Origin of the sequence: Mesorhizobium comanense, from assembly GCF_005503535.1 — a bacterium.
Taxonomy (GTDB): Bacteria; Pseudomonadota; Alphaproteobacteria; order Rhizobiales; family Rhizobiaceae; genus Mesorhizobium; species Mesorhizobium comanense.
In genome coordinates this window covers 108,034-123,546 of record NZ_SCNN01000015.1, presented here as the reverse complement: position 1 = coordinate 123,546, position 15,513 = coordinate 108,034, and the positions used below count along the sequence as shown (strand labels likewise).

Genomic DNA, 15,513 nt, shown 5'->3' with positions numbered 1-15,513 from the left:
TAAAAACGAGGATGCGAATCATGGTCATGGCAGCCTTGAACTTTAACCGGAATATTTTAGCCGGATAATAAAAATTTGTCGATTTCAAGGGCCGTCGCATGGCGACAGCGCCTGTCGGAAAATGGATTGGCCCGCAGATGCTCGCCCGGCGGCGCCACGCCCCGCCGTGGTTTGGCGCGCAGCATGCCGCCCGAGTTTGCAAAGATATTCAAATTCCCGAAATAACCACAGGATTTCATTACATAATTGTAATGGTCGTGTTCAGTTTCAGTTCATCCGCCAGCCGCTACTCCTCAGGCATCGACAACCAAGGAGACTTCCTCATGAAACGCATCATTCTCTCCGGCCTCGCTGTCTCGATGCTGGCCGCCAGTTCGCTCGCCGGGCAGGCCGCGCCGATGAATGCGCCGGTGGCGCCGCAGTCGAATTACTCGAAGGTCGACTGGCAGAAGCCCGGCAGGCACGTCGACAAGCGTGTCGTGGTGAAGAAGAAGGTGGTGGTGAAGCGCAATCACTGGCGCAACGGCCAGAAATACGGGAACTGGAAGCGCCACCAGCCGATCCGCGACTATGGCCGCTACGGCCTGCATCGTCCTGGCCGCGGCCAGGAATGGATCCGCGTCGGCAACGACTATGTGCTGGTCGGCATTCTCTCCGGCGTCATTTTTGGGGCCATCGCGGCACATTAAGTCTCCCGCGACAGCACGAGACCGAAAGGAGGGCGGCCCGCAATGGCCGCCTTTCTTTTTGCCCTGTGGAAACCGGGCATGGCCTGCATTAGGGGTCGTCGGATTTCTCCGGCATGATTATATGGTGGGAAAACGAGTTCCCCAATGCGCTTTCCGCCCGCCTTTCTCGACGAGATCCGCGACCGCGTGCCGATTTCACAGGTTATCGGCCAGCGCGTCGCGTGGGATCGCAAGAAGACCAATACGTCGCGCGGCGACTACTGGGCCTGTTGCCCCTTTCATGGCGAGAAGAGCCCGTCCTTCCACTGCGAGGACAAGAAGGGCCGCTACCACTGTTTCGGCTGCTCGGTCTCGGGCGACCATTTCAAGTTCCTCACCGAACTCGAAGGGCTGAGCTTTCCCGAGGCGGTCGAAAAGATCGCCGACATGGCGGGCGTGCCGATGCCGGTGCGCGACGAACGCGAGGAACGGCGCGAGAAGGAGCGCGCCAGCCTCACCGACGTCATGGAGATGTCGACCGTCTTCTTCCAGGAGCGGCTGCAGGGGCCCGAGGGAGCCAAGGCCCGCGCCTATCTCAGGGATCGCGGGCTGACGCCGGCGACGCAGCAGTCGTTCCGCCTGGGCTTCGCGCCCGACAGCCGCAACGCTCTTAAGGAGCATCTGGCGGCAAAGGGCGTGCCGAAGGCCGACATCGAGGCCTGCGGGCTGGTGCGCCATGGCGACGACATTCCGGTCTCCTATGACTGGTTCCGCGACCGCATCATGTTCCCGATTCCGGATTCGCGCGGCAAGATCATCGCCTTCGGCGGCCGGGCGCTGGCGCCGGACGCGCTCGCCAAATACATGAACTCACCCGACACCGAGCTCTTCCACAAGGGCAATGTGCTCTACAATTTCGCCCGTGCCCGTAAAGCGCTGGCCAAGGGCGGCACGGTGATCGCCGTCGAAGGCTATATGGACGTGATCGCGCTGGCGCAGGCCGGCTTCGAGAATGTGGTTGCGCCACTCGGTACCGCACTCACCGAAAACCAGCTGGAACTCTTGTGGCGCATGGCGCCGGAACCGATGCTGTGCTTCGACGGCGACAAGGCTGGCCTGAAGGCGGCCTGGCGGGCCGCGGATATCGCCCTGCCGTCGGTCCAGGCGGGGCGCTCGGCGCGTTTTGCGCTGCTGCCGGAAGGCAAGGATCCCGACGACCTGGTCAAGGCCGAGGGGCCGGACGCGTTCCGCGCGGTGCTCTCGGAGGCACGGCCGCTGGTCGACCTGTTGTGGATGCGCGAGACCTCGGGCGGCGTCTTCGACACGCCGGAACGGCGGGCCGAGCTCGAAAAGACGCTGCGCGAGCTGACCAGCCGCATCCGCGACGAAAGCCTGCGCTATCACTATCAGCAGGAAATGCGCGAGCGGGTGCTGAGCTTCTTCGGCTCCCAGCGCGGCGGCCCGCAAGGTCCGCGAGGCGGCCGCCAGGACGGACGCCCGGGCCAGCCCAAGGCGCCGGGCGGACAGTTCGCCAAGGGCGGCGGCGGCCGTATCGCGATCACAGAGAGCCTCGGCCAGTCGGCCCTGGTCAAGCGCGGCAGCGAGGGGATGTCGGTGCGCGAGGCGACGATCATCGTCGCCCTGATCAATCATCCGGCGCTGATCGACGAGAATTTCGCCCATGTCGAGTTTCTCGACCTTGCCAATTCGGACCTGAGGCGGCTGCACGCCGCCATTCTCGACGCGATGGCGCACGACACGGCCGATGACCGCCATGCCGTGGTGGCGACGGTGGAGCGCGCCGGCTGTGGCGAGATCTGGGGCCGGGCCGTCGACCTGATCAGGCGGGCGCGGCAATGGCCAGCACTGGAGACGGCGGCCCTCGAGGATGCCCGCGACGCTCTCAACCAGGCGCTGCACTTGCAGCGCAGCGCGCGCACATTACATAAGGAGCTTAGAGCGGCGGAAGCGGCGATGGATGCGGATCCTTCGGACGAAAACTTCCGCCACCTGATCGAAATTCAGGCGCAATTTCAGGATGTACAAGCGACGGAAGCGCTGATCGAAGGATTCGGCGTGTCGTCGGGCAGGGCCGGGCGAGCCTAAGTGCGGATGCGTACAGGAATGAAAGCGTGGCGACGCTCCCCCAGGGAGCGGGGCGCGCTAAGTCGGGTAATTGATTCGCTTTTTTCATGCGAATCATGCCAGAGGCGCTTGACCTTCCGACAGAATGGCGGAATCAGGACGATTCGAAACGTTAACCCGCACCCGCTTGGACGGGAAATGCTGCGATACGAGGTGCTGGTCACTGGACAGGCAGGCAGCCTGCCACAGATATCAGGGTTAATCTGGACTTAATGCATGTCGCCCAAGAGTGGTCGCACAGGAGTGGAACCGGTTTTGGGACAACGGCATGCACCAAACAAGACGGTGAAGTTGGTGGCCCGGTGAAGCGCGTCTGAAGACAAGCCTATCCGATTTTGAATGGTCCGAAAGCTTACGCGGCCCGATGCCCGGCCGCTAGGAGAAGATAAAAATTATGGCGACTAAGGAAAAGGAAGAGGTCGAGACCGAACGCGAAGGCGCCACCGATGGCCCTCTGCTCGACCTTTCCGATGATGCTGTCAAGAAGATGATCAAGGCCGCCAAGAAGCGCGGCTATGTCACGATGGACGAGCTGAATTCGGTGCTGCCTTCCGAGGAAGTGACCTCCGAGCAGATCGAGGACACGATGGCGATGCTGTCCGACATGGGCATCAACGTCGTCGAGGATGACGAGCAGGGCGAGGAGGCCGAGGCCGGCGACAACGCGGCGGACGCCGAGGAAGACGCCAACGAACTGGCCGAGCAGACCGGCACCGCCGTTGCCGCCACCACGACCAAGAAAGAGCCGACCGACCGCACCGACGATCCGGTGCGCATGTATCTGCGCGAAATGGGCTCTGTCGAGCTTTTGTCGCGCGAGGGCGAAATCGCCATCGCCAAGCGCATCGAGGCCGGCCGCGAGACGATGATCGCGGGTCTGTGCGAAAGCCCGCTGACCTTCCAGGCCATCATCATCTGGCGCGACGAGCTCAACGAATCCAAGATCCTGCTGCGCGAGATCATCGACCTCGAAGCCACCTATGCCGGCCCCGAGGCCAAGCAGGCGCCCGTGGTCGAGCGTGTCGAGGAAGCGCCCAAGGTCGAGGAAAAGCCCCGGCGTGGTGCCGCGCGCGACGAGGAAGACGACATCACCAATGTCGGCGCCGACACGCGCGGGCTGGAGGATGACGAGGACGACGAGGACGAGGCTAGCCTGTCGCTGGCGGCGATGGAAGCGGAACTGCGTCCGCAGGTGATGGAGACGCTCGACGTCATCGCCGATACCTACAAGAAGCTGCGCAAGCTGCAGGACCAGCAGGTCGAGAACCGTCTCGCCGCCGCCGGCACGCTGTCGCCCAGCCAGGACCGCCGGCTGAAGGAGCTGAAGGATCAGCTGATCAAGGCGGTGAAGTCGCTGTCGCTCAACACGGCGCGCATCGAGGCGCTGGTCGAGCAGCTCTACGACATCAACAAGCGGCTGGTGCAGAACGAGGGCAAGCTGTTGCGGCTGGCCGAAAGCTATGGCGTGCGCCGTGAGGAGTTCCTGAAGGAATATCAGGGCTCCGAGCTCGACCCCAACTGGACGCGCTCGATCGCCAACCTGACCTCGCGCGGCTGGAAGGAGTTCACCAAGAACGAGAAGGACGCGATCAAGGATCTGCGCGCCGAGATCCAGCATCTGGCGACAGAAACCGCGATTTCGATCCTGGAATTCCGCAAGATCGTCAACCAGGTGCAGAAAGGCGAGCGCGAAGCCGCGATCGCCAAGAAGGAAATGGTCGAGGCCAATCTGCGCCTCGTCATCTCCATCGCCAAGAAGTACACCAACCGCGGCCTGCAGTTCCTCGACCTGATCCAGGAAGGCAATATCGGCCTGATGAAGGCGGTCGACAAGTTCGAATACCGCCGCGGTTACAAGTTCTCGACCTACGCGACATGGTGGATCCGGCAGGCGATCACGCGTTCGATCGCCGACCAGGCCCGCACCATCCGCATCCCAGTGCACATGATCGAGACGATCAACAAGATCGTGCGCACCTCGCGCCAGATGCTGCACGAGATCGGCCGCGAGCCGACGCCGGAGGAACTGGCCGAAAAGCTCGCCATGCCGCTCGAAAAAGTGCGCAAGGTGCTGAAGATCGCCAAGGAGCCGATCTCGCTCGAAACCCCCGTGGGTGACGAGGAGGATTCGCATCTGGGCGATTTCATCGAGGACAAGATGGCGATCCTGCCGATCGACGCGGCGATCCAGGCCAATCTGCGCGAGACCACCACGCGGGTTCTCGCCTCGCTGACGCCGCGCGAGGAGCGCGTGCTGCGCATGCGCTTCGGCATCGGCATGAACACCGACCACACGCTGGAAGAAGTCGGCCAGCAGTTCTCGGTCACGCGCGAGCGTATCCGCCAGATCGAGGCCAAGGCGCTGCGCAAGCTCAAGCACCCGAGCCGGAGCCGCAAGCTGCGCAGCTTCCTCGACAGCTGAGTTTGACCTGTTGTATTGAAGATCAAGGGCGCCGACGGCGCCCTTTTTCGTTGTGCAACCGCCTTGCGGCCCATCTCCTTCGGGAGGATAATTTCGCGTCGGATGCATTTTCTGGGCGACAACCCCGGAAGCCCGCCCCGGTCGCGGCCATGTAGACATACCCATGGCATGAGTGCCGTGCTCCGTGGCCCCGGAGGGAGGCGTAGATGACGACTTACATCGTGCTGATGAACTGGACCGAGCAGGGCGCGAAGACCGTGCGCGACTCGCCCAAGCGCCTCGATGCCGCCAGGAAGCAACTGGGCGAGATGGGTGGATCGTTCAAGTCGTTCTACCTGACCATGGGTGAATTCGACATGGTGGCGGTGGTCGAGGCGCCCGATGACGCGGTGCTCGCCCGCTTTGCGTTGATGCTGGGCTCGGGCGGCAGCGTCAGGACGCGCACGCTCAAGGCCTTCCCGGAGTTTGCTTACCGCGAGATCATCTCTTCGCTTGGATGACGCGATAGGCAGGGTTTTCGAAGTCGATGATCGGGTGCCGGCCTGGCGATGCCTTGCCGTGAGACAGGACGCTTCGCCGTGGTAGGATGCGGCGAGGGGAGAATCGTGATGAAGAAAGTTTCGATTTTGGCCGCGGGCCTTGCCGCACTGTCATCGATGCTTTTGGATGCGGGTTTCGCTGGGCAAAAACCGGTCGGCATGGCCAATCCGGCATCGGTCCATTGCGGCGCGATCGGCGGACGTTTCGTGGTCAGGAAGGACAAGGCCGGCAACGAATACGGGTTCTGCCGGTTGCCGAACGGGCGCCTGTGCGAAGAGTGGGCGCTGTTCCGGGACAACAAATGCGTCGGCCCGAAGACGGCGATGCGGCATAAGTGATACGCCCGTTGTGATAGGGTGAGATCATGTCCGAAGCGCATTCCCATTCCCATCTGTGGCCCGGCGTGCCGCTCGCCCTGGGCTCCGCCGCGCTGTTTGGCGCCACGCCGCCGCTGTCCAAGCTGCTGCTTGTCAGCGTCGATCCCTTCATGCTGGCTGGCCTGCTCTATCTCGGTGCCGGGCTCGGCTTGACTTTGTATCGCCTGCTGCGTGGTGCGGCCGCCGCTGCCGGCGAAGCGCAACTGACCACCAGGGATCTGCCATGGCTGGCGCTGGCCATTGGTATGGGTGGCGTCGTTGGGCCGGTGCTGTTGATGTTCGGCCTCACTCTCAACACAGCGTCCAGTTCGGCGTTGCTGCTCAACCTGGAAGGGTTGGCGACCATGGCGATCGCCTGGCTCGTCTACCGCGAGAATGTCGACCGGCGCCTGCTTTTTGGCGCTTTTGCCATTCTTGCCGGCGCCCTGTTGTTGTCGTGGCAAGGCGAGGGCGTTGCCTTCAACCTTGGTGCGCTGCTCGTCGCCGGGGCGTGCTTGGCGTGGGGGCTGGACAATAATTTTACACGCCGCATCTCTGCCACCGACCCCGTGGTGATCGCCATGTTGAAGGGGCTGGTCGCGGGCGTCGCCAATATCGGACTGGGATTTGCTGCCGGCGCTTCATTTCCTGCCATGCCGACCATCGCGGCGACGGCCGCTGTCGGGTTCTTCGGCATCGGTGTCAGCCTGGTGATGTTCATTCTCGCGTTGCGCCATCTCGGCACGGCACGCACGGGAGCCTATTACTCGCTGGCCCCCTTTATAGGTGCCTTGCTGGCGATCCTGATGCTGGGCGAGCCTGTCACGCTGAAGCTGGCGATCGCGGGATTTTTGATGGGCATCGGCCTTTGGCTGCATCTGTCGGAACGCCATGAGCATGAGCACGACCACGAGGCGCTGGAACACGAGCACAGCCATGTGCATGACGACCATCACCAGCACGATCATGACGGACCGGTGAACGAGCCGCACTCGCATTGGCACCGGCATGCACCGATGCGTCATCGCCATCCGCATTATCCGGATCTGCACCACAGGCATGGCCACGGGTAAGTGCTCACCGTCTGGTACAACACGCGTTGTCCGGTCTGCGATGCGGGCATTGCCCGGCAGAAGCGGCGGCTGATCGAAGCGGTCAGGGCCGGGCGCATCGCGTTCCGCGACATCAATCTGGAGCCGGCGGCACTTGCCCGATTTGGCGCCACGCTGGAAGACATCCGCCGCCGGCTGCATGCCACCGACGCGGATGGCCGGCTGCTGGTCGGCGCCGACGTTGCCGTCGCCGTCTGGGCCGCGACGCCGGGCGAGGGCTGGCTGGCGACACTGTTCGGCAACCGGCTGATCCTGCCGCTGACGCGCTTTGCCTATGACCGGTTCGCCGACCTGCTCTACGCCTGGAACCGGCGCAACGGCCGCTGGTAGCCCCCTTTCGCAACGCCTGATCTGAGGTGGCGCGTCCGGTTCTCCGTCGGCGGTGCGAATGCCGCTTGGCCTTCCTTCAGATACATCGTAAGATATATCTTGACTCAAGCGGCCGGCATGCCTAATTAAGATATATCGTAAGATACAACTTAAGGAGCAATCAATGCACAAGCACAATTTTGGCAATCATTTCGGCGACCGCGCCGAGCGCATGTTCATGCATATGGCCGGCAAGTTCGGCGGCCGTGGCGGTGGCGGCGGTTTCGGGCCGTTCGGGGGCAGGGGCGGTGGCGGACGCGGCGGCCCGGGCGACTTCTTCCGCGCCGGGCGCATGCTGGCCGACGGCGATCTCAAGCTGATCACGCTGTCGCTGCTGGCCGAGGCACCCCGCCACGGCTACGACATCATCAAGGCGCTGGAAGAACGCACCAGCGGCATCTACAGCCCGAGCCCGGGCGTGGTCTACCCGACGCTGACCTTCCTGGAAGAGGCCGGCTATGCCGTCTCGTCGAGCGAGGGCAACAAGAAGGTGTTTTCAATCACCGAGGCCGGGCAGGCGCATCTGAGCGACAACCGCGAGATGATCGACGGCGTGCTGGAACACCTCGAACGCTTCGGCCGCAAGATGGCCAAGGCGCGCGACTGGTTCGGCTGGAACGACGATGGCGAAGACCGCCGCGGCGGCCGGGGCGGGCGCGGCGAGCGCTCGGAAACGCGTGACGAATTCCGCGCCATTCGCCATCGGCTGCGCGCCGCGCTCAGCGATATCGTCGACGCGCCAGAGGAAAAGCAGGCCGAAGCCATGAGCATCCTGGAAGCCGCGGCCGACGCGCTGGAGGCGCTGTCGCACCGCTGACCGGGCGACCCAAGTTCCGCAAGGAGTCGCGCTGCAAGACAAAAAAGCCCGGGGCGACCCGGGCTTTCTTGCGTTAGGCAGGCCGGCATCATTCCTTGCCGACATACTCGCTGATCAGCTTCTCGTTGCGGGCCTTTTCGATCTTGGCGGTGGTCTCGGCCGAGATGCGCGCGTCGGTGCGGTACTTGACGAGGTTCACCAGGCTGCCTGTGAGCAAAAGGATGCCCATGCCCCAATAGCCCTTGGTCGAGAGGTCGACCGGTGCCAGCCACAGTGACAGGCCAAGCATGAAGTAGGCCGCACCGACAGAGATGGTGTTGAACATGATGTAGGTCTGATTGCCGTTCATTGGAGTTCTCCGTTGATTTGATGATCTATGGATGGAAATCGGGGTCTGGGCGTCTTCAGTTGATGGTCTTCAGGCGCTCGAGCACGTCCTTGGCGCGGATTTTCACCGCCGGACCGTGGCCGGCGTCGGCAAGGCGGTCGCGGATCGCCTCGTGGCGCAGTTCGCCATCGATCTCGTCGAGAATGCCGGCTTCCTCGAACGGGTCGGCGGCGCCCTTGATGCGGGCCAGCAGCTCTTCGGCGTCGTTGATGCTCGCCGAGTGCCCGATCGATCTGACCAGCCGTGACTGCGCCTTGCGCTCGGCATCGATGGCGCGGGCGGAAATCATGCCCTGGTTCAAGTCGATGATGCGGCGGTGCGCCCGCTCGACCGACACCCGCATGCGCAATATCTTCTCGCCAAGGCTCTGCACGGTGGCGCGGCGGACCTCGCGTTCATTCTCCAGTTCGGCGATGGCCGCCGCACCGCTCTCGGCAAGCGCGTTGTTGCCGGCGGCGAGCGCGCTCATCGTACGGCTTTCCAGATCGGCGTGACGGCGGTCGAGCTGGTCGAGGCCGGCCTGTTCGGCGCGCTGGCGCACGATGAGGCCGGCAAGCGTCTGCTTGGCGGCGGCAAGTCCGGCCTCGGCGTCGCGGATGCGCTGCGCCAGAAGGTCGATGGCAAAGCGATCCTTGAGGCCGTCCTCGGCCCGTGCGCTGGCGCCGTCGAGCAATGTTCTGATCAGGCTAAGCATGGTCTTCTCCCTTCGAACTTTTCCTGTGAACGATGTTCACGAAGTCAACATAGCAGGAAATGAACATTGTTCAATATGGTTTTTGAACGCTGTTCACGATTTCCCGAATATGGTAAAGAAGGTGAAATCCCGTGGTTGCCGAAGCATGCCGCGGACAGCGACAGGCATTCACGGGAACAGGCATGGCACTGGACAGGGAAGAGACGAGCGAGCGGGTGCTCGCCATCGCCGAGGCGCTCATCAACGAGGGCGGCATGGACAATCTGAAAGCCCGGACCATTGCCGAGCAGGCAGGGATCTCGGTCGGCTCGATCTACAATCTGTTCGCCGACCTCGACGGTGTGCACCGCGCCGTCAACATGCGGCTGCTCGACCGGCTGGGCGCGGCGGGCGCTGCCGCCATGGCCGACCTTGCCCGTCGCGACGTCACCGATGTGCGCCAGCGCCTGCTGGCGCTGGCCGGCGCCTATATCGGCTTCGTCGAAGCTCATCCCGGCAGTTGGCCGGCGCTGCTTGCCTTCAACCGCCGCCGCCCGGTGTTGAGCGAGCCGGATGCCTATGAAGCGCGGCTCGACCAGTTGTTCGAGATCATTGCCGCCGTGCTCGCCGAAGGCGACTTCGACATTGACGAGGACACGCGCCGGACCGCCGCGCGCACCCTATGGTCAAGCGTGCACGGCATCGTCACCAGTGGTTATGCGGCCCGCTCGCTGCGTCGCCAGGCCGACGAGATCGAGCGGCAGGTCGAACTGCTGGTCGCCGTCTTCATCAGGGGGCTGGAACGCGGCGGCACATTCGCGCATGCTGAGACGACAGCGCCGTGAATCGCGCGCATCAGGCAAGCCGCGATTTCAGGGCGAACAGGGAGATTTGAGCCATGTCTTTTTTGAAACGTCTTTTCGGCGGCGGCGCTGGCGGCGGTGAAACGGCCGAACCCAAGAGCGCGGCGCCCGCCAAGCAGGTCGAGCACAAGGGGTTCACCATCAGTGCCACGCCCTACAAGGCCGACGGCCAGTACCAGACCTGCGGCATCGTCTCCAAGGAGATCGACGGCGTGGTGAAGGAACACAAATTCATCCGCGCCGATCGCTTCGCCGGGCTGGACGATGCCGTCGACATCTCGATCAAGAAGGGCATCCAACTGGTGGATGAACAAGGAGAGCGGATTTTCGGGTAAGCCGTTTCCGGCGACACCGCGAGCGCTTGGCAGCATGATGCCGCAGGCGCTCGAGGCGGTTTGGCCCTGGCGGCCGCTATCCCCGTTTTTCGATGACGGCGTAGAGCACGTTGCGGTTTTCGCCGAAATACACCTGCGCTTCGACGGTGTTGCGGTCGACGCTGGCGTTGATGATGTTCCACATGTCGACTTCCGAGCGCAGCAGCAGCACCCAGTCCATGAAGGTCTCGCGGTAGCCGGCGTCGGGATTGCCCTCGGCATAGTTGGCGAACAGGAACGTCCCGTTCGGCTTCAGCATCTGCAGGCAGGTCTTGGTGAGCTTCACGGCGACATTGTGCTGGAGATAATCGTAGAGGCCTGAGGCGTAGATCAGGTCGAACTTGCCGAGCTTGTGGCCGCGCGTGAGCACGGTGCGCACCGAGCCGTCGACGGCTTCGACCGCGGTTCCCTGGAAGTCGCGCGCGATCAGGCCGACGCTTAGCGGATCCTGGTCAAGCGCGACCCAGCGCTTGAGGCGGCCTTCGGCCAGCGCGGCCGACCGGTTGGCCTCGCGCAGATGGCCGGCGGCGATCGCCAGCACTTCGGTCTCCGCTCCGGCCTTGTCGGCGGCCTCGTCGACATAGCGGGTCAGGAGATCGCGCCGTTCCCGCGCCGCCAAGCATGACGGGACGTTTTGGGTATAGCTGTACAGCGCCTTGCCGAGGGGAGAGGCGTTTTTCACGTCTTCGGCCACATGCGGGTCGCAGTAGATGTAGTCGAGCAACTGCGCGTCGCCGGAATAACCCCTGGGCTTGGTGAAGGACCAGCGTGTCAGCGGGTCTTCCAGAAAATACTTCATGATCGGATGGTTCTGCGCCACCGGGATCAATGCCTGCCAGACGTCAGGATGAAGCCTGGCATGCATGCCTTCCAGATGCGACATCAGCCGGCGAATGATCTCGGCGGGGTCCTTTGCCTGTTCGATCTGCTGCTGGGTGGTGAGGAGAACGAGCGCCAGTTCGGCGCGGGCGGTTTCGAACACCGCGCCATGACGCTCCACGCTGCCCCGGCGCAGACCGCCGGCGAGCATTTCAGCGGTGATCAGACTCTGGCCATCAAAGACAGTTTGCACACCAAGACTCCACAGTTAACAGGCAATTAACTTATTGCGTAGAATGCTTGATTTGCCAACGTCGGTTCGGTGGCATTTTAACAATATGATTAATTTCGCTGCAACCATCTTAATTCATTAGAAACCTTGCATGCTGAATTCCGGGTTCGAGTTAACCGAAACTTGTTTTGCTCGGTCGCATTTGTATGCCCGGCGTTGCAGTCGCCGTCGCGTTCAAGGAGTCGGCCCGCGTGGGGTCAGAAGCAGGAAATGGGTTTGGAGCGCAGGATGCCCTACAGCCGGGCTTCGTGGTGAACGCACGCGTGCCGCCCGCTGACATGACCGAGCCATACGAATCCCGCCAGGAGCCGGGGGCCGACGAACTGCGCGTCCTCTACCGTACCGAAGCCCAGGCGAAGCGAAGAAAAGAAGCCAGGCCAGGGCTTTGGATAGCCGTTGCCATCTATGTCCTGTTTTCCGTTAGCGATCTGCTGCTCATTCCTGACGTGGCGGCCTATACGATCGCGGCGCGCTTCGCGGTCGGCCTGACGGCGCTGCTGACGCTGGAGGTCCAGCTTCGCCGGGGCGCTGAAACCCGATGGCTCGACGTCACCTGTGCGGCGGCCATCATCTTCGGCTATGTCGGCTGGCTGCTGCCGGCCTCCATGGGCGCCGACAGGGAAAGCGTCGCTTACTATATGGTGTTCGGCACCATATTCATGATGAGCGCCAACCTCTTTTTCACGTTCAGCTTCAGAATATCCATCGTCACGTCAACTATAATTCTGTGCATCTTGTATGTCGTAAACTACTTCGTGCCCGCCACGCTGACGTACAAAATGGTCTTTGGAACGTTCTACGTCTCGTGCTTCACCTTCACATCGTATGTGAACTGGAAACTCAACGAGGAGCGCTACAACGTTTTCCTCAACGCGCTCGAAGCCAGGATCCAGCACAAGGAGGCCACCGAGCGCGGCAAGGCCCTGCTGCGGCTGTCGCGGACCGATCCGCTGACTGGCCTGGAAAACCGGCGCGCGATCGATGAGAAGCTGCGCGAACACTGGAATGACTGGCAGAAGCTCGGCGCCGGTTTCGTTGCGATCCTCATCGACGTGGATTTCTTCAAGAAGTTCAACGACTGCTACGGCCATCAGGAAGGCGACCGGTGCCTGATCCAGGTCGGCAACGCACTCAGTGATCTGATCAGGCAGTATGACGGCTCGATCGGCCGCTATGGCGGCGAGGAATTTATTGTCCTGGCGCGCCTCGACAAGAAGGAACAGGTTGCCGATCTCGCGGAAGCCATCTGCCGCGCCGTGGAAAGCCTGGCGATCGCCCACGAACTGCGCCGCGACGGCATCTCGATCGTCACGGCGAGCGTCGGCGCCGCCTTCACCAGGAAGCAGACCGGCGCCAAGCTGGAGAAGATCATCCACGAGGCCGACCGCGCGCTCTATCTGGCAAAGGCGGGCGGCCGCAATTGCGCCCGGCTGTTCGATCCGACGGACCCGCAAAGCAGCGACGAGAGCGAGAACCTCGCGGCCCTGCTCAAGATCGCGATCGGCCAGGATCTCGTTTCGCTCGTCTACCAGCCCATCCAGGATATCGGGTCGGGCAAGGTGGAGGCGGTCGAAGCGCTGATGCGCCTCAAAATGCTCGATGGCACGCTGGTTCCACCCAGCATCTTCATCCCGGTGGCGGAGCGGACCGGTGCCATCCTGGAGCTCGGCCGCTGGGCGGTAAGGACGGTGTGCAACGAGCTCCTGGTGGATGACCACATCCGCCTTGTCAGCGTCAATGTCTCGCCGATCCAGCTCAAGACACCGGGCTTTGCCGCGTCCGTCGCGACCATCCTGGGGGAGACCGGCGTGACCGGCAACCGGCTGGCCTTCGAAATCACCGAAGGGCTGGAGATGGAGATGCATTCGGACATTCTGCGCTGCATCAGCGACCTGAAGCTCCTGGGCATCAAGATCTGGCTCGATGATTTCGGCACCGGTTTTGCAGGCCTTTCGTGGCTTCGCCTGATCGATTTCGATACGGTCAAGATCGACCGCTCGTTCCTGCATGACTGTTCCACGCCGAACGGAAAGGCCATGCTCCAGGATATCATCGCGCTGGTGCGCAATCGCGGCCACAAGATCCTGGTGGAAGGCGTGGAGACCGACGAGCAGATGGCCCTCATGCGCGAATTCGGCATCGACAAGATCCAGGGCTTCCGCGTCGGCCGTCCCGTTCCCGCCGAGATCTTCCAGGCGAAGCGGCCCGTCCAGAAGCGGCCGTTCACCGTCCTCAAATCGGCCTGACGGCGCGGGCCATGGCCCGAGCCGCCTTGCCGTGGCGGGCTTTCCGGCTGCTCGTCAGGCCGCTTGCAATTGCCGGCGCGGCAAAGGCGGAAAGGCGATCGCTATGCCGGCCGCGCCAAGGCCGATAAGGGCCGAGCCGATGAACAGCCAGTTATAGCTGGCATAGGCGTCGAAGATCATGCCGCCGGCAAGCGGCCCCAGCGCCATGCCGAGGCTGGACAGCATGGTGGCGGCGCCGAACACGGTGCCGAGGATGCGCTGGCCGAAATATTCGCGCGCCAGCACCGCATAGAGCGGCATCACGCCGCCATAGGTGGCGCCGAAAATGACGGCCAGCATATAGAACTGATCGAGCTCCTTGATCGAGAGATAGGCGGCGATGACGACCGCCTGGATGGCGAGGCCCGCGACCAGCACCGGCTTGACGCCAAGCCGGTCGGCCAGCACGCCATAGAGGAGGCGTCCACCCAGGCCGGCGAGGCCCTCGACGCTGTAGATGGTGACCGCCGCCATGGGGGCGACGCCGCACAGCATGGCGTAGCTGACCATGTGGAAGATCGGGCCGGAATGGGCCGCGCAGCAGGCGAAGAAGGTCAGCCCAAGCACGATGAATTGCGGCGAGCGCAGCGCCTGGCCGACACTCATGCCGGCACCTTCGGCGACAGGCTCGGAAGCCGCATCCGCCATGGTGGGCTTGGGCGGCTCGCGCACCAGAAGCACCGCCGGCAACAATAGAACCCAGGCCATGATGCCGATGTCGAACATGGCGGTGCGCCATTCATAGGCCGAGATCAGCCAGCGGGCGAAGGGCGAGATGGTCATCGGCGCAACGCCCATGCCGGCCGAGACCAGCGAGACGGCCAGGCCGCGATGGGTCTCGAACCAGCCCGTGGTCAGCGCGATCATCGGCGCGAAGAAGGCGCTGGCGGCGAGGCCGACGAGCACGCCATAGGTGATCTGGAAGGTCAGCAGTGAGCCGGCGCGGCTGGCCAGCACCAGGGCGAGCCCGAGCAGCACCGCGCCGATCGCCACGACGATGCGGGCGCCGAAGCGGTCGGATATCGCACCCCAGGCGAAGCCGCCCAGGCCCATGACGAGGAAGTTCAGTGTCATGGCGCTCGAAATGCCGGCGCGCGACCACTGCGTGTCGAGTGCCATCGGCTCGAGGAAGATCGCCAGCGAGAACATCGTGCCGATGGCGACACAGGACATCAGCGCACCAGCCGCGACGATGACCCAACGATAGGAAAGCTGCATGTTTCTTCTCCCTGCCGGGAGCAGGATCGATCTTTCGACGCCTCCCGGCAATCCGGTTACGTCCGAAGGACGTCCGGGCCGGGAGCAAATCGACATTTGCGGATCGAATTTTTTCAATCAGGCGACTGCCGTGAGTGGCAGGGCAGGTTTCGCTCGGCACTTTTTCCGGGTG

Annotated in this window: 16 protein-coding genes; 11 read left to right on the top strand and 5 right to left on the bottom strand. The window is 63.2% G+C overall.

The genetic code is table 11. From position 1 onward, the window contains the following. Nucleotides 1–56: 56 nt before the first annotated feature. Nucleotides 57–239 (bottom strand): hypothetical protein, encoded by a 183-nt coding sequence (locus FFS37_RS23780; protein WP_137933408.1) that lies wholly within the window; start codon nucleotides 237–239, stop codon nucleotides 57–59. Between the two features lie 84 nt (nucleotides 240–323). Here FFS37_RS23780 and FFS37_RS23775 point away from each other — a divergent pair, with 84 nt between their 5' ends. From FFS37_RS23775 to FFS37_RS23740, 8 genes are all read left to right on the top strand, one after another. Further along, nucleotides 324–689 carry an RcnB family protein gene (locus tag FFS37_RS23775; protein ID WP_137933407.1) on the top strand — a complete coding sequence of 122 codons (366 nt, stop codon included), beginning with the start codon at nucleotides 324–326 and terminating at the stop codon, nucleotides 687–689. Between the two features lie 144 nt (nucleotides 690–833). Beyond that, nucleotides 834–2,774, top strand: coding sequence for a DNA primase (gene dnaG, locus FFS37_RS23770; protein ID WP_137933406.1), 1,941 nt, complete (start codon nucleotides 834–836; stop codon nucleotides 2,772–2,774). Between the two features lie 433 nt (nucleotides 2,775–3,207). Beyond that, a complete protein-coding gene (rpoD, locus tag FFS37_RS23765; RefSeq protein ID WP_137933405.1) occupies nucleotides 3,208–5,235 on the top strand; it encodes an RNA polymerase sigma factor RpoD in 2,028 nt (675 codons plus the stop codon). A gap of 206 nt (nucleotides 5,236–5,441) precedes the next feature. Continuing rightward, the gene (locus tag FFS37_RS23760; RefSeq protein ID WP_137933404.1) at nucleotides 5,442–5,735 is read left to right on the top strand and encodes a GYD domain-containing protein; all 294 of its coding nucleotides are present in this window, start codon (nucleotides 5,442–5,444) and stop codon (nucleotides 5,733–5,735) included. Between the two features lie 108 nt (nucleotides 5,736–5,843). After that, nucleotides 5,844–6,113: a putative hemolysin gene (locus FFS37_RS23755; protein WP_137933403.1), complete on the top strand. Its 270-nt coding sequence runs from the start codon at nucleotides 5,844–5,846 to the stop codon at nucleotides 6,111–6,113. Between the two features lie 26 nt (nucleotides 6,114–6,139). Then, nucleotides 6,140–7,204 carry a DMT family transporter gene (locus tag FFS37_RS23750; RefSeq protein ID WP_137933402.1) on the top strand — a complete coding sequence of 355 codons (1,065 nt, stop codon included), beginning with the start codon at nucleotides 6,140–6,142 and terminating at the stop codon, nucleotides 7,202–7,204. Further along, complete coding sequence (locus FFS37_RS23745; protein ID WP_137933401.1) at nucleotides 7,205–7,573, top strand: DCC1-like thiol-disulfide oxidoreductase family protein; 369 nt, start codon at nucleotides 7,205–7,207, stop codon at nucleotides 7,571–7,573. It begins immediately after the preceding gene. 163 nt (nucleotides 7,574–7,736) lie between these two features. After that, nucleotides 7,737–8,429 (top strand): PadR family transcriptional regulator, encoded by a 693-nt coding sequence (locus tag FFS37_RS23740; protein ID WP_137933400.1) that lies wholly within the window; start codon nucleotides 7,737–7,739, stop codon nucleotides 8,427–8,429. Between the two features lie 88 nt (nucleotides 8,430–8,517). Here FFS37_RS23740 and FFS37_RS23735 read toward each other — a convergent pair whose 3' ends face one another. After that, complete coding sequence (locus tag FFS37_RS23735) at nucleotides 8,518–8,778, bottom strand: YiaA/YiaB family inner membrane protein (RefSeq protein ID WP_137933399.1); 261 nt, start codon at nucleotides 8,776–8,778, stop codon at nucleotides 8,518–8,520. Between the two features lie 55 nt (nucleotides 8,779–8,833). Next, the gene (locus FFS37_RS23730; RefSeq protein ID WP_137933398.1) at nucleotides 8,834–9,511 is read right to left on the bottom strand and encodes a PspA/IM30 family protein; all 678 of its coding nucleotides are present in this window, start codon (nucleotides 9,509–9,511) and stop codon (nucleotides 8,834–8,836) included. A gap of 182 nt (nucleotides 9,512–9,693) precedes the next feature. On the opposite strand from FFS37_RS23730, the gene FFS37_RS23725 reads away from it, so the two are divergent. Both FFS37_RS23725 and FFS37_RS23720 read left to right on the top strand, forming a co-directional pair. After that, entirely contained in the window at nucleotides 9,694–10,335 is a 642-nt protein-coding gene (locus FFS37_RS23725; protein WP_137933397.1) for a TetR/AcrR family transcriptional regulator, read from the top strand. Nucleotides 10,336–10,388: 53 nt separating this feature from the next. After that, on the top strand, nucleotides 10,389–10,688 hold the full coding sequence (locus FFS37_RS23720) for an HlyU family transcriptional regulator (RefSeq protein WP_137933396.1): 300 nt from the start codon (nucleotides 10,389–10,391) through the stop codon (nucleotides 10,686–10,688). A 76-nt stretch (nucleotides 10,689–10,764) separates the two neighbouring features. On the opposite strand, the gene FFS37_RS23715 is transcribed toward FFS37_RS23720, so the two are convergent. Continuing rightward, entirely contained in the window at nucleotides 10,765–11,799 is a 1,035-nt protein-coding gene (locus FFS37_RS23715) for a class I SAM-dependent methyltransferase (protein ID WP_137933395.1), read from the bottom strand. A 317-nt stretch (nucleotides 11,800–12,116) separates the two neighbouring features. Between FFS37_RS23715 and FFS37_RS23710 the strand changes: the two genes are divergently transcribed. Beyond that, entirely contained in the window at nucleotides 12,117–14,084 is a 1,968-nt protein-coding gene (locus FFS37_RS23710; RefSeq protein ID WP_137933394.1) for a putative bifunctional diguanylate cyclase/phosphodiesterase, read from the top strand. Nucleotides 14,085–14,138: 54 nt separating this feature from the next. On the opposite strand, the gene FFS37_RS23705 is transcribed toward FFS37_RS23710, so the two are convergent. Beyond that, entirely contained in the window at nucleotides 14,139–15,341 is a 1,203-nt protein-coding gene (locus tag FFS37_RS23705) for an MFS transporter (protein ID WP_137933393.1), read from the bottom strand. Between the last annotated feature and the right edge of the window lie 172 nt (nucleotides 15,342–15,513).